13 protein-coding genes and 1 pseudogene are annotated in these 13,161 nt (G+C 69.8%); 7 read left to right on the top strand and 7 right to left on the bottom strand.

What is annotated here, in order from left to right; all coding sequences use genetic code 11:
* Nucleotides 1-357, bottom strand: a pseudogene (locus NM1_RS04890) (ATP-dependent helicase); the annotation flags it as partial.
* A 77-nt stretch (nucleotides 358-434) separates the two neighbouring features.
* Nucleotides 435-974 carry a YybH family protein gene (locus tag NM1_RS04895; protein ID WP_068014366.1) on the bottom strand — a complete coding sequence of 180 codons (540 nt, stop codon included), beginning with the start codon at nucleotides 972-974 and terminating at the stop codon, nucleotides 435-437.
* 380 nt (nucleotides 975-1,354) lie between these two features.
* Between NM1_RS04895 and NM1_RS04900 the strand changes: the two genes are divergently transcribed.
* Nucleotides 1,355-1,717: a hypothetical protein gene (locus NM1_RS04900; protein WP_068014426.1), complete on the top strand. Its 363-nt coding sequence runs from the start codon at nucleotides 1,355-1,357 to the stop codon at nucleotides 1,715-1,717.
* 249 nt (nucleotides 1,718-1,966) lie between these two features.
* Complete coding sequence (locus NM1_RS04905) at nucleotides 1,967-2,671, top strand: HNH endonuclease family protein (protein ID WP_068014367.1); 705 nt, start codon at nucleotides 1,967-1,969, stop codon at nucleotides 2,669-2,671.
* 90 nt (nucleotides 2,672-2,761) lie between these two features.
* On the opposite strand, the gene NM1_RS04910 is transcribed toward NM1_RS04905, so the two are convergent.
* From NM1_RS04910 to NM1_RS04920, 3 genes are all read right to left on the bottom strand, one after another.
* Nucleotides 2,762-3,571 (bottom strand): sulfurtransferase, encoded by an 810-nt coding sequence (locus NM1_RS04910; RefSeq protein WP_373864019.1) that lies wholly within the window; start codon nucleotides 3,569-3,571, stop codon nucleotides 2,762-2,764.
* Nucleotides 3,572-3,748: 177 nt separating this feature from the next.
* Nucleotides 3,749-4,966 (bottom strand): benzoate/H(+) symporter BenE family transporter, encoded by a 1,218-nt coding sequence (locus NM1_RS04915; protein WP_174556839.1) that lies wholly within the window; start codon nucleotides 4,964-4,966, stop codon nucleotides 3,749-3,751.
* 102 nt (nucleotides 4,967-5,068) lie between these two features.
* Nucleotides 5,069-5,629 carry an Lrp/AsnC family transcriptional regulator gene (locus NM1_RS04920; protein ID WP_246011779.1) on the bottom strand — a complete coding sequence of 187 codons (561 nt, stop codon included), beginning with the start codon at nucleotides 5,627-5,629 and terminating at the stop codon, nucleotides 5,069-5,071.
* 436 nt (nucleotides 5,630-6,065) lie between these two features.
* On the opposite strand from NM1_RS04920, the gene pdhA reads away from it, so the two are divergent.
* The 3 genes from pdhA to NM1_RS04935 are packed head-to-tail and all read left to right on the top strand — an operon-like array spanning nucleotide 6,066 to nucleotide 9,574.
* Complete coding sequence (gene pdhA, locus NM1_RS04925) at nucleotides 6,066-7,163, top strand: pyruvate dehydrogenase (acetyl-transferring) E1 component subunit alpha (RefSeq protein WP_068014371.1); 1,098 nt, start codon at nucleotides 6,066-6,068, stop codon at nucleotides 7,161-7,163.
* Complete coding sequence (locus NM1_RS04930) at nucleotides 7,160-8,140, top strand: alpha-ketoacid dehydrogenase subunit beta (RefSeq protein WP_068014372.1); 981 nt, start codon at nucleotides 7,160-7,162, stop codon at nucleotides 8,138-8,140. Before pdhA ends, NM1_RS04930 begins: the two co-directional genes overlap by 4 nt.
* 27 nt (nucleotides 8,141-8,167) lie before the next feature.
* Nucleotides 8,168-9,574 carry a dihydrolipoamide acetyltransferase family protein gene (locus NM1_RS04935; RefSeq protein WP_068014374.1) on the top strand — a complete coding sequence of 469 codons (1,407 nt, stop codon included), beginning with the start codon at nucleotides 8,168-8,170 and terminating at the stop codon, nucleotides 9,572-9,574.
* 16 nt (nucleotides 9,575-9,590) lie between these two features.
* On the opposite strand, the gene NM1_RS04940 is transcribed toward NM1_RS04935, so the two are convergent.
* Nucleotides 9,591-9,983 carry an acyl-CoA thioesterase gene (locus NM1_RS04940; protein ID WP_068014427.1) on the bottom strand — a complete coding sequence of 131 codons (393 nt, stop codon included), beginning with the start codon at nucleotides 9,981-9,983 and terminating at the stop codon, nucleotides 9,591-9,593.
* 104 nt (nucleotides 9,984-10,087) lie between these two features.
* Nucleotides 10,088-11,110: an AraC family transcriptional regulator gene (locus NM1_RS04945; protein WP_068014375.1), complete on the bottom strand. Its 1,023-nt coding sequence runs from the start codon at nucleotides 11,108-11,110 to the stop codon at nucleotides 10,088-10,090.
* A 198-nt stretch (nucleotides 11,111-11,308) separates the two neighbouring features.
* Here NM1_RS04945 and NM1_RS04950 point away from each other — a divergent pair, with 198 nt between their 5' ends.
* Complete coding sequence (locus NM1_RS04950; RefSeq protein ID WP_068014377.1) at nucleotides 11,309-12,520, top strand: MFS transporter; 1,212 nt, start codon at nucleotides 11,309-11,311, stop codon at nucleotides 12,518-12,520.
* Between the two features lie 45 nt (nucleotides 12,521-12,565).
* Nucleotides 12,566-13,141, top strand: coding sequence for a TetR/AcrR family transcriptional regulator (locus tag NM1_RS04955; protein WP_068014378.1), 576 nt, complete (start codon nucleotides 12,566-12,568; stop codon nucleotides 13,139-13,141).
* Nucleotides 13,142-13,161: the final 20 nt, after the last annotated feature.

The following is a 13,161-nucleotide window of genomic DNA, read 5'->3' on the forward strand; positions in this document are numbered from 1 at the left end:
CGCCCACCACTCGCCGTCGTCGCGGCGCACCTCGGGCACCGCCCGCCCGGCCCGGACCCACCTGTCGATCCCGCGCGCCACGTGGGCGAGGAAGCGCAGGTCGGCCGCGACGGCGGCCGCGGGCAAGTCCTGCAGCAGCACCGGCACGGCGGCCATCGGCACCAGCGCATGCGCCTCGACCTCGGTCGCCTCCGGCCCGTCCGGCCCCGCCACCAGCACGTGCGCCCGATGCCGGAACCGGGCGCGGGCGATCATCGCCCCCAACGGATCCGGCAGCGCCCCGGAGTCGCTCGCGTCGTTCTCCGGATGGCGCCACAGCACCAACCCGGATCCCGGCGTCCACAACCCATGCAGCATCCGCCCATCCAATCAGCTGCCCCCGACACGACGCACGCGGCCGGTGGGGTGCCCGGGGTGGACGTTCGTACCACCCGTCACGCAGGCCTCGCACGTGCCTTACGCCACAGCGCGCGCGGGCCGAAGCGGGCGGCCACATCGGTCAAGACCAGGCCGAATACGGAGCTGCCGCCGCCCCGGGCAGGCGCGTCTTTTCCGGAGGCACACCAGACTTGGAAGTTCGCCGGATTGATCGGCAGCGAGATGTGTTCGTGCGTGATCGACCAGCTGCCGCCGGACCGTCGAAGGCATACGGTCTCACGCACCCACATCGGCAACTCGATTCCGCCCCTGCGCTTTCCCGAGTCCAGGTGCAGCATATTGGCGAACGCGACATCTCCGCCGGTGGCGATGGTCAGGTCGTGTGTTTCCAGGCCGACGGGGCCGACATAGCCGTCGAACCACCGGACGAAATTCCGGCGCACCTCGCCGGTCCCCGTGAAGCGGAGCGGAGCCACGGCGTCGTAATAGACGATGTCTGGCGAATAGAACGCCATGAGCCGATCGATATCCTTCGACCGCTGCGCCTCGGTGCGGCTCTCCAGCAGTGCCCTGATTTCGGATTCATTCGCAGTCATCGTGCCTCCATTCGAGAATTCCGGCCCGCGACCGGTGATCCGGCGACGGTCCCCGTCGTGTCGGTAATCCGACGACGCAGCCAGGACGAATGTGAGTACTACGACGATGCGGGCCCGGTGCGGAACCTCGGGTGTCCGCCGCGGCCCGGCACGATCGGACGGCCGCTCGCCCGGACTGGATGGGCACAGCTATACCAATCGGGTCGAAAATCGAACATACTGGAATATCCGCTGGTCACGGCCGACGAACGGAATCGGCCGTGTTTTTGCAGCAACACAACCCAATCGCATCCGCGCTAGGACCATGGTTCGGTGCCCTCGTACCCGGAAGCGCACCGAATCGGCGCCGCAGCAGATGGCGCACGAGGAGGGCAGTGAAGATGACGATTCTGCTCCAGGCACTCGAGCAGAGTTTCACGCCGACTACGCCGTGGGAGCGGCGCAAATTCACCTTCGTCGACACCGCCAAGATCGTCGGCATGCGCCTGGACGGGCAGTCCGGGGTGTGGCTGGATCTGTCGCGGCCCGGCGAATCCCAGCGACTCGCGCGCACGGTGGATCCGCGCGACGCGATCACCTTCCTGCTCACGACGTTCGCGAAGATCGCCGAGTGCGAGGAGCGCGGCGGCTCGTGGCTGATCGGCCACGACGGGGCGCGGGTGGAGTCGATCGCGGCGACTCGGTTCCCGCCCCAGGCGGCCGAACTGCCCGCCGACGATCTGCTGGCACGGGCCTGGTTGTAGCACCACCCGCCTGTCGATCCGCGCCAGGGCACTGCCCAACCTGCACGCGACCCGACGGCTACCCAACCCGCATGCGGCTTGGTTGCTTCGCGACCCGAACGCAGCCGAGGTGCTTCCAACCCTGCACACAGATCCGGGGCCCGCGGGCCCCGGTCGTGCTGCCGCCGACACACCGCCGACTACGAAAGACACACCGGTCACTTGTCGGGTTTCGAGCCGCTTGTCGGTGCCGAGGTATACACCTGATGCATGCAGCGGGGTGGGTGGGCATGGTGGGGACCGATGGTGCTGGCCGTCGTGGTGCTGGCAGCGGGCTGTTCGATTCTCGGCGATGGGCCGCCCGCGCCGGGCAGCCCCACTCGCGCCCAGGTGGAGGCGCTGCTGGGCGCCGCCAGAGTGATCGACAAACGCCCGCACCCGGGCGGTTATCAGCGCGGCTGCCGAAACGACGAGGGCTGCGTATTCGGCCCGGCGTGGTCCGACGATTACGACGGCCGCGGCGGCCACGACGGCTGCGACACCCGCAACAACGTGCTCCAAGGGCAATTGAGCGGCGTCAGCCATCGCCCTGGCACGCGCGACTGCGTGGTGCTCGCGGGCATCCTGCAAGACCCCTACACAGGCAAGCGCATCACTTTCGACAAGTCCCGGGCGCGCGAGGTGCAGATCGACCACATCTATCCCCTGGCCGCCGCCTGGGATATGGGCGCCGCGACCTGGCCACTGCCCCAGCGCATCCGCTTCGCCAACGACATCGACTTCAACCTGCTGGCCGTCGACGGCGCGACCAACGAGGACAAGGGCGACAGCACCCCCGCCGACTGGCTACCCCCGGCCCGCGCCTACCGCTGCTTCTACGCGGGCAAATACCTCACGGCCGCAACACAATACGACCTCCCCATCACCCTGGCCGATCGCGAGGCCCTGCACCGCGCGGCCCGCGGCTGCGCTTGACCGGCACGGCTCGTCGCACCCTTTGCACAACCCCGCACCCCCTACAGGCGTTTGCGAGGAGTGCGGGAGCACACGGGGGGTGCGGGAAGGTCAGTCGGTGGCCACCGGGCGCTTGGGGTCGTTGGACCACTGGGACCAGGAGCCCGGGTAGAGGGTGGCGTCGATTCCGGCGACGGCCAGGGCCGCGATCTGGTGTGCGGCCGTGACGCCCGAGCCGCAGTAGACCGCGACCGGGCCGGAACCGTGGTCGGCGAACCGCGCCCGCAGTTCCTCCGGGGTTTTGAAAGTGCCGTCGGCCGTGAGGTTTTCGGCGGTCGGAGCGCTCACGGCGCCGGGGATGTGCCCGGCGCGGGGGTCCACCGGCTCGGTCTCGCCGCGGTAGCGCTCCCCTGCCCTGGCATCGAGCAGCGGGCCCTGCCAGGCCGCCGCGCCGTCGGCATCGGTCACCGGCATATTGCCAGGGCTGAACACGACGTCGCCGGGAGAGGGGTCGGGCTCGCTGCCGGTGGTGAGCTCGCCACCCGCGCGTTCCCATGCCGGGAGGCCGCCGTCGAGGATGCGCACGTCCGCCGCACCGGCCCATCGCAGCAGCCACCAGGCCCGCGCCGCGGCCATGCCGCCCGTCGCGTCGTAGACGACGACCGGTTCGCCGGTGCGAAGCCCCCAGCTGCGAGCACATTTCTGCAGGTGGGCAAGTTCGGGCAGCGGATGACGGCCGCGCGCCGGGGACGGCGGATCGGCCAGTTCGGTCTCCAGATCGACGAATACGGCCCCCGGTATGTGGCCGTCCAGATAGTGCTGCGGTCCGTCCGGATCGCCCAGCGCCCACCGCACATCCAGCACATGCACGCGGGAACCGCTGTCGGACAGCACTTTCCGAAGTTCTTCGGCCGATATCAACACCGCGGTCAAGCCAGCTCCTCTGTCAGATCCGTAGCCGGTACGCGAACTCCCCCACCCTACGACAAGCGCTACTCTGCCGATCCGAGTCCGCGCCCGCGGGCCTCTGCCCCGAGACCGGCGTCGCTCTGATCGGTGCCGACCGGCACCTTCCCCGAACTGCGTCGCGAATTCCGCTCAGGCCGACGCCCGCTGCGGCCGATGCAGCACCCATCGCACCAGCAGCCCCGCGACCAAGGCCCAGAATGCCGCGCCGATACCCAGTAGCGCGATGCCGGAGGCCGACACCCCGAAGGTGACGGCGGCGGCGAGCCGGTGCTCCGCGGACCCCAGCGCCGCGGTCAGCGCGGCCGCCAGCGTGGCGATCAGGGCCAGGGCCGCAACGGTTTCCAGCACGCCCGGCGGCGCGGCGGCGACCAGCGTCACCAGCGCGCCCGAGGCCATCGCCAGCAACAGGTACGTCCAGCCCGCGCTGAACGCCGCGATCCAGCGCCGCCGCGGATCCGGATGCGCCTCCGGCGCCGCAGCCAGCGCGGCACTGACCGCGGCGAGGTTGATCGCGTGCCCACCCGCGAAGGCGCCGGCGATGGTGCCGAGCCCGGTCGTGCTCATCGCCGCGCGCCACGGCACCCGGTATCCGAACGAGCTCATCACCGCCGTCCCCGGAATGTTCTGCGCGGCCATGGTGACGATGTACAGCGGCACGGCCACGCCGATCAGCGCCTGCCAACTCCAGTGCGGCACAGTCCATTCCACGCGCGGCAGCATCGTCGCGAGATCCAGGCGGCGATGGGTGACGGCGATGTCGACACCGGCCCCGACCGCGGCCGTCGCGAATGCCGCCAGCACCGCCCAGCGCGGCGCGAACCGCTGCAGTACCAGCCACACCACCAGCACCGGAATCACCACGGCCGGACTGGTGCTCAGCGCGTGCATGGGCGCCAGGCACAGCGGCAGCAGCACCCCGGCCAGCATCGCCTGCGCGATCTCGGCCGGAATGGCCGCGATCAGCTTGCCCAGCCGCTGCCAGAACCCGGTCAGGACGACCAGCACGCCGGTCACCACGAACGCCCCGACGGCCGCGGGCCAGCCACCGGCAATCGCCCCGGTGCTCGCCAGCAGCGCGGCGCCCGGGGTGGACCAGGCCAGCGTGATCGGCATCCGGTACCGGCGGCTGAGCAGCACGATTCCCACAGCCTGCGTCACACAGACGGCCAGCAGACCCGACGCGGCCTGGGCGGGCGTCGCCCCCACTCCCCGCAACCCGGCCAGCACCACCGCGAACGAGCTGGTGAAGCCCACGAGCGCCGTCACAACACCGGCTCCCACCGGATGCAGCGGCCCCACATCGGGTTCGGCGACAACGTTCGATTCGGCATCAGCGGTGGCAGTCACCGCGCCATCGTCGCCAACACCAACCAGTCCAGTCAGGATCCAATCCCCCGAAACTGGCCTGACTTCCTCCGCTGCCAACCTTCGCCCGAAGGGCGGGGCGGTTCAGCGGGGGCGGGGGGTGAGGCCGAGGGGGCGGTTGGTGCGGGTCGAATCCGGGCGGGGGGCAACGCCATTGGGGACCGCCAGGCGGCGGAGAAGGGGGGCCGTGCGCGGGCCGACGAGTTGGCGCATCACCAGGGCCATGTTGGTGCGCTCCACGCCCGGGATCTTCAGGATCTGACCGGCGATGCGGTAGAGGTCGTCGGCGTCGCGGGCCACCACGCGGACGGTGAGGTCCGTGGGGCCGGTCATGCCGCAGACCTCGGTCACCTCCGGAACCTCGGCCAGTTCGTCCACCACCGAGTCCAGCTTGTGCTGGTCGACCACCACCGCCACGAAGGCGGCCAGCGGATATCCGAGGGCGCGGGGGTCGACGCGGCGCTCGAAACTGGCCAGCACGCCGCCAGCCTCCCAGCGCGCCAGCCGGGCCTGAACCGTGTTGCGCGACAGCCCGAGCCGGGTAGCCAGTTCCACCCCGGTGGCACGGGGATTGGCGATCAGCTCCAGCAACAGCCGCGCATCGGTTGCATCGACGACGGCTCCGACAGGCTCTCCACTCGACATGCAACGCAGTATGGCAGCCATCACAGTCCGCACGCGAGCATTCTGCCCAATCCGCCCGTTAGGACTTGCGCAAGTCGCCCACCACCGCACGAAGCAGCCGACCACCTCAACGGAAGGCCGACGCGCTGACAGCCACATTCGCCGCCTCGCCGGGCCGCGGCACCCGATCCCAGCCACGACGGACTCACCGAACATCGATGTCCCCGATCGCGCAGCAGGCACAACCTCCAGCCACCGCATCGATGACACGGCAGCCCGGATCTGATCACACGAGGCAGTATGCAAGCAAAGACGGCCGGCAACCCGCGCATTCTGCCCACTTAGCGTGTCCATACTTGCGCAAGTCGCCCAATCGTGGATGCTGTGTGATATAGGACACTCTCTTACGTCGCCAGCACGGAGACCCCGGCGCGGCGACGGACAGGAGGCGAGGGTTATGGCCGACCCCATCACCTACCCGGTGCAGTTGGTCCAGCCGGACGGCCGCCGCGTACTCGACCGCGAGCATGCGGCGCTGGTATCCGATGTCGGACCCGAACGATTGCGGCAGTTGTACGAGGACATGGTGGTCGCCCGCCGCATAGATGTGGAGGCGACCGCGCTGCAACGCCAGGGCCAGCTGGGCCTGTGGCCTCCCCTGCTGGGCCAGGAGGCCGCCCAGATCGGTTCCGCTCACGCCCTGCACGCCGACGACTACGTGTTCTGCAGCTATCGCGAGGCCGGGGTCGCCTACTGCCGCGGCGTCGACCCGAGCCTGATCACCCGGCTGTGGCGCGGCGCCGCCCACTTCTGCTGGGACCCGGCGGATATCAATATGACCAACCCCGCCATCGTGGTCGGCGCGCAGGGCCTGCACGCCACCGGCTACGCCTACGCCGCCCATCTGGACGGTGCCGAGATCGCGGTGCTCACCTACTTCGGCGACGGGGCCACCAGCCAGGGCGATATGGCCGAGGCGCTGGGCTTCGCGGCGTCCTGGAGCGCGCCGGTGGTGTTCTTCTGCATGAACAACCAGTGGGCGATCAGCGAACCGGTAACCGTGCAGAGCCCCACGCCGATCGTGCGCCGCGCCTACGGCTACGGCATTCCGGGCGTGCAGGTGGATGGCAACGACGTGCTGGCGGTGCTGGCGATGACCCGGCAGGCGGTGGCGCGCGCCCGCGCGGGGGGCGGCCCGTCGTTCGTCGAGGCCATCACCTATCGCATGGGCCCGCACACCACCGCCGACGACCCCACCCGCTACCGTTCGGCCGCCGAGAACGAGGTCTGGCAGCGCCGTGATCCGATCGACCGGATGCGGCGGCTCCTGGAGCGAGAAGATCTGTGGGACAGCGATTTCGAGCACCGGGTGCAGACCCGCTCCGACGAGGTCGGCGGGGTGTTGCGCGCCGCGACCATCGCTATGCCCGACCCGGATCCCGCGCAACTTTTCGAGCACGTCTACACCACCCGGCATCCCCTGATCGAGGAGGAACGGCGACGATACGCCGATTACCTCGCGGACGGCACAGTCACGGAAGGAGTCCGGTCATGATCACCACCTTCGCGGGCGCCCTGAACACCGGACTGCGCCGCGCCCTGGAGGACGATCCGAAGGTCGTGCTGATGGGCGAGGACATCGGCAGACTGGGCGGGGTCTTCCGGGTGACCGACACGCTGCAGAAGGACTTCGGCAACAACCGCGTCATCGACACTCCGCTCGCCGAATCCGGCATCATCGGAACGGCTTTCGGCATGGCGCTGCGCGGCTACCGGCCGGTCTGCGAGATCCAGTTCGACGGCTTCGTCTATCCGGCCTTCGACCAGATCGTCTCCCAGGTCGCCAAGATTCACTATCGCACCCAGGGAAAAGTGTTCGCGCCCTTGACGATTCGGATTCCCTGCGGCGGCGGTATCGGCTCGGTGGAGCATCACTCCGAGTCACCGGAGGCGTACTTCGCGCACACCGCCGGGCTGCGGGTGGTCGCACCGAGCGATCCGGCCGACGCGTATCTGATGATCCGCCAGGCGATCTCACTGGACGACCCGGTGATCTTCTTCGAGCCCAAGCGCCGCTACTGGGACAAGACCGACGTCGATTTCACGGCACTCGACGACGATCCGTTCCCGCTGGACCGCGCCCGGATCCGCCGCGACGGCGACGATGCCACCGTCGTCGCCTACGGCGGCATGGTCCGCACCGCGCTGACGGCGGCGGAAATCGCGGCGGGCGAGGGGCATTCGCTGGAGGTGATCGATCTGCGCAGCCTGTCGCCGATCGATTTCGACACCGTCGAGGAGTCGGTGCGCCGGACCGGACGCCTGATCGTCGCGCACGAGGCGCCGGTGTTCGCCGGACTCGGCGCCGAGATCGCCGCGCGCATCACCGAACGGTGCTTCTACTACCTGGAGGCACCGGTTTTGCGGGTCGGTGGCTTCGACATCCCCTACCCCCCGGCTAAGCTCGAACGGCACCACCTGCCCGACCCCGACCGCATCTTGGCTGCGGTCGACCGCACGCTTGCCGCCTGACCAGCCCGTTCAGACAGAAGGTGCCCGTTGGAAGACCCGGTTGCAGCAGACGACGACCAGAACCATGTGCTGGAGTTCCGGCTACCCGATCTCGGCGAGGGACTGACCGAGGCCGAGCTGGTCTCGTGGGCGGTGGCCGTCGGCGACCAGGTGGAGCTGAATCAGACCATCGCCGAGGTGGAGACCGCGAAGGCCCAGGTGGCGCTGCCCTGCCCGTTCTCCGGCAAGGTGCTGGAGCTGCTGGCGCGGCCCGGCGACACCGTGCCGGTGGGCGCGCCGCTGATCCGGGTCGCCACCGAATTCGCGGTGGCTCCGGCACAACCCGACACGCCGTCCGCGGATCGGCAGTCGGTCCTGGTCGGCTACGGGCCCGAGGGCGAGCCCACCTCGCGCCGCGTCCGAGCCGCGAATCTCACTGCGGCACAGCCTGATTCCTCGGAGGTATCGACGGAACCCGCTCCGATCTATCCCGATATGCCCGGCCGCCCCCCGGCGACTCCGGCAGCCCGCAAGCTCGCCCGCGAGCTGGGCATCAATATCGCCTTCGTCGCGGGCTCGGGCCCGGGCGGCGCGGTCACCGTCGACGACGTCCGCCATGCGGTCCCGGTCTCGCAGCCGCCCAGCCGGATTCGGCAGGACGCGGGCCCGGACGAGGACGAGGCACCGCGGCCCGGCGCCCCGCCGGTGCCAACGATGCGTCCCGACGGCGGCATCATCCGCTCCATCCCGTCCGCGCGCGAGACCCGCACGCCGGTCACCGGGGTGCGCAAGCGCAGTGCCGCCGCCATGGTGACCAGTGCCCGCACCATCCCGCAGGCCAGCGCGTTCGCCACCATGGATTTCACCGCGTCGATGGAACTGCTCGACCATCTGCGCAGCACCGATTCGTTCACCGGGCTCACGTTGACGCCGCTGGCACTGGTGGCGAAGGCGACGCTGGCCGCGATGGCGGAGTTCCCCGGCATCAACTCCGCCTGGGACGAGGAGCGCAAGGAGATCGTCACCAGGCACTACGTCAATCTGGGCATCGCCGTGGCCACCGACCGCGGGCTGCTGGTCCCCACCGTCAAGGAGGCGCAGACGCTGAGCCTGCGCGAACTGTGCCGGGAGATCGGCTGGCTGGCCGACGTCGCCCGCTCCGGCCGGGCGGCGCCGACGGATCTGCGCGGCGGCACGTTCACCATCAGCAACGTCGGCGTCTTCGGCGTCGACACCGGTGTGCCGCTGGTCAATCCGGGTGAGGGCGCGATCCTGTGCCTGGGCTCGATTCGCAAGCAGCCGTGGGTGTATCGCGACGAGCTGGCCGTCCGCTGGGTCACGACCCTGGGCCTGAGCTTCGACCATCGCATGATCGACGGCGAACTGGGTGCCCGGTTCCTGGCGACGGTGGCCTCGCTGCTGGAGGATCCGCTGACCCTGCTGGGCATGATCTGAGAGTTCGCGAGGAGCGTTACTCGACGACCAATTGCGCTGCGGCGCTGCGGATCACCTCCGGGATCTCGATCGGCTTGCGGGTCTGGTCGTCGACGTAGACGTGCACGAAGCTGCCGGTGGCGGCCAGTTCGAGGGCATCGCCGTCCTCGCGGAAGATGGCCAGGTCGTAGGTGATGCTGGTGCGGCCCAGCCGGGCGATGCGCAGACCGACGCGCAGCCGGTCCGGAAAGCTGAGCGAGCCGAGGAACTGGCAGGAGGTCTGCGCGACCACCCCGATGGCGGGCAGTTCCCGGATGTCGGTGCCGGTGGCGTCCATCAGCCAGCCGTTGACCGCGGTGTCGAAGTACGAGTAGTAGGTCACGTTGTTGACGTGCCCGTAGTGGTCGTTGTCCGCCCACCGGGTCGGCATGGGCCAGAGCACCGGGTAGTCCTTCTGCGTCGTCACCCGGCCGACAATAGTCACGCGCCCAGCTCGAGCGGTCGGCGCCCGGGGCACGGAGGCTGTGCTCGAGATCAGGCCTGCGACGCGACCGAGAGCCCCCGGTCGGACGATGTCGCGGCCAGCCGGTGCTCCCGGGGGCTGACGCCGAAGTGGCGCTTGAAGGCGGTGCTCAGCGCGAAGGCGCTGCCGTACCCGACGCGGCGGGCGATGGCCTCGACCGTCGCGTCGGAGTCGTGCAGCAGATCGGCGGCCAGGGCCAGGCGCCAGTCCGTGAGAAAGGCCATCGGCGGTTCGCCGACCAGATCGGTGAACCGGCGGGCCAGCGCCGCCCGCGACACCCCCACCTCGGTGGCCAGCGACGCCACCGTCCACTGGTGCGCCGGATTGTGCTGCAGCAGGCGCAGGGCCCTGCCCACCAGCGGATCCGCGTAGGCGTGGTACCACGCCGGGGCGTCGTTGCGGGAGAACCAGGCGCGCAGGGTGGCGATCAGCAGCAGGTCGAGCAGGCGGTCCAGCATGGCGCCCTGCGCGGGCCGGTCCCTGGCGCTCTCCGCGACCAGCAGATCGAGCACCGGGCTGTCGAGTTCGGTACCGGGCAGCACGATGCGCGGCGGCAGGGCACGCAGCAGCCGGCGGCTCGCCGCGCTCTCCTGTTCGTAGGTGCCGGTGACGAGCATGGTCGCGGCATCGGGATCGGTGCCCCAGCTGCGCACGCCGAGACTCCATGTCTCGCAGAGCACCTCACCCTCCGGCGTCGTGGTGATCTGCCCGGGGTTGATGTAGACCTGCGGCTCTGTCGACGGGTCGTCGGCGAAGGTGTAGTGCTCCGGGCCGCGGATGATCGCCACGTCGCCCTCCCGCAGCTGGCGGGGAGCGGTCGGCCCCGGCGCCGGAAATCCGTGGCGGGTCTGCTCGGCGGGCTCGGCGCCGCCACGCTGGTCGGGAACGATCCAGCCGCTGCCGCGCACCACCGCCACCACCGTCAGCGGCGACTCGTCGCGGATCCGCAGCGACCAGGGCGGCTCGAGCAGCGAGCGCATCACGAAGGCGCCGCGCGCCCGCGGTCCCTCGAGCAGGCTTTCCAGCGGGTCCACCCCCAAACTCTCGCAGATGGCCCCGGCCTTCTCAACCCGGTTTCCCGAGGCCGGAACTTGTCGGTACCCCGGAATAGAATGAAGTCGAAACCGGTTGAAACCGGACAAGATTCGGAACCTGGCCACCACGGCAACGGCGCCTCGGGTGGCGGGGGCAACGGGGAGCTACCGGTGCCCGGCACCGGTACCGTCGAACCAATGGCTGCTTCGACGCTCGCTCCCCCGGTCCGGATGGCACGCGCCGCGGTGTTCGCGGTGTTCGGGCTCAACGGTTTCGTGGCCTCCATGTGGGTGGTGCACATTCCGGTGATCACGGGTCGCACCGGAGTGTCCAATGCGACGTTGGGCATATTGATCCTGCTCATGGCGGTCAGTGCCATCGCGGGGATGCAGGCGGCCGGGCCGCTGGCCGACCGGTTCGGCAGCCGCACACTGGTCGCGGCGGCGGCCTGTTGGCTGTCGCTGTCGATACTCGGTCCCGGATTTGCGACCGGCCCGCTGCAACTCGCCGTTGCGCTGATCGTCTTCGGATTCGGCAACGGCGCCATGGACGTGTCGATGAACGCCCAGGCGGTACTGGTCGAGCGGCAGTATCCACGGCCGATCATGTCGGCGTTCCACGCGCTGTTCTCCTGCGGCGGCCTGGTGGGATCGCTGGCCGGTGCGGCGGCCATGCACGCCGGGTGGGGTCTCCTGACGACGCTCTCGGTCGCCGCGGCATGCGGCCTCGCCGTCGCGGCGGCCAGTGTGCCCCGGCTGCTGCCTCGAGTCGAAGATTCGACTGCCGCAGCCGTTCCCGACGCAGCCGCCGACCGGCACGGGTCGCCCGCCTCGACGCCCACGGCGGTATCGAAGTCGCCGCGCTCGGCGTCGCGCAAGGTCTTCGCCCTGGCGGCTATCGCGTTCGCCCTGCTGATGACCGAGGGCGTCGCGAACGATTGGAGCGCGCTGCAGCTGCGCGAACATCTCGGCGCGAACGAGGCCACCGCGGCGCTGGCATTCGGCGCCTTCTCCACCACGATGACCGTGGGACGCTTCGGCGCCGACCGGGTCAGCGGCCGCTTCGGACCCGTCGCGATCGTCCGCTGGGGCTCGGTGCTCGCCGCGATCGGCCTGGTACTCGTCATCACGTCGATGTGGATCCCGGTGACCCTGTTCGGCTGGGCACTGCTCGGCATCGGCCTGGCGGGCGGCGTCCCCCAGATCTTCAGTGCCGCGGGAAATCTCGGCACGACCACGGCCGCGACCGATATGTCCCGGGTGTTCAGTCTCGGCTACCTCGGTTTTCTTGCCGGGCCCTCGGTCATCGGCTGGCTGTCCAAGCCCACCTCGCTGACCACCGCGCTGATCTTCCCGCTGGTCCTGGTCGCGCTGAGCGCCTGGTTCGCTCGGATCGTGGCCACGGAGTAACCCCATTCTTGACCTCCAGGACAAGAATGAGCTAGCGTCTCCACCATGGCCAGGCCCCGCAACTTCGAACCGGAGACGGTGATCGAACTGGCGATGGACGCCTTCTGGACCCACGGCTACGCCAACACCTCCCCGGCACAGCTGGCCGAATGCACGGGCATCGGAAAAGGCAGCCTGTACAACACCTTCGGGAGCAAGCGGGAGCTGTTCGACCGCGTACTGGACCGCTACGACCGCATGGGCACGGAACTGGCCGCCGATTTCATGTCCCGCCCCGGGGCCACCCGGGAATGCCTGCGCGGATTCCTGCACCATCTCGTGGATACCGATGCGGCCCAGCCGGTTCGACGCGGCTGCCTGGCGGTGAACACCGCCACGGAGTTCGCCGCCCAGGACCCGGAGATCACCCGCGCCCTACGGGCCATCCAGGACCACACCGCAGCCGCCCTCGCGGCCCGCATCGACCAGGGCCGCCGCGACGGCGACGTCGATCGCGACACCGACCCGCAGGCGGCGGCGGAGTTCCTGATGAACACCATTGCGGGCCTACGCGTCATGGCCAAGACCTACGACACCCGCGCCCTGCACAAGATCATCGACACCGCTCTGTCCACCTTCTGACCCTCGCCGCCTCGGCGATT

It is taken from the genome of Nocardia mexicana NBRC 108244 (genome assembly GCF_001613165.1).
GTDB lineage: Bacteria > Actinomycetota > Actinomycetes > Mycobacteriales > Mycobacteriaceae > Nocardia > Nocardia mexicana.

Coding starts and splice junctions, on each gene's coding strand:
- NM1_RS04895 (WP_068014366.1), bottom strand. CDS start 974: ATGACTGCGAATGAATCCGAAATCAGGGCACTGCTGGAGAGCCGCACC.
- NM1_RS04900 (WP_068014426.1), top strand. CDS start 1,355: ATGACGATTCTGCTCCAGGCACTCGAGCAGAGTTTCACGCCGACTACG.
- NM1_RS04905 (WP_068014367.1), top strand. CDS start 1,967: ATGCAGCGGGGTGGGTGGGCATGGTGGGGACCGATGGTGCTGGCCGTC.
- NM1_RS04920 (WP_246011779.1), bottom strand. CDS start 5,629: ATGTCGAGTGGAGAGCCTGTCGGAGCCGTCGTCGATGCAACCGATGCG.
- pdhA (WP_068014371.1), top strand. CDS start 6,066: ATGGCCGACCCCATCACCTACCCGGTGCAGTTGGTCCAGCCGGACGGC.
- NM1_RS04930 (WP_068014372.1), top strand. CDS start 7,160: ATGATCACCACCTTCGCGGGCGCCCTGAACACCGGACTGCGCCGCGCC.
- NM1_RS04940 (WP_068014427.1), bottom strand. CDS start 9,983: ATGCCGACCCGGTGGGCGGACAACGACCACTACGGGCACGTCAACAAC.
- NM1_RS04950 (WP_068014377.1), top strand. CDS start 11,309: ATGGCTGCTTCGACGCTCGCTCCCCCGGTCCGGATGGCACGCGCCGCG.
- NM1_RS04955 (WP_068014378.1), top strand. CDS start 12,566: ATGGCCAGGCCCCGCAACTTCGAACCGGAGACGGTGATCGAACTGGCG.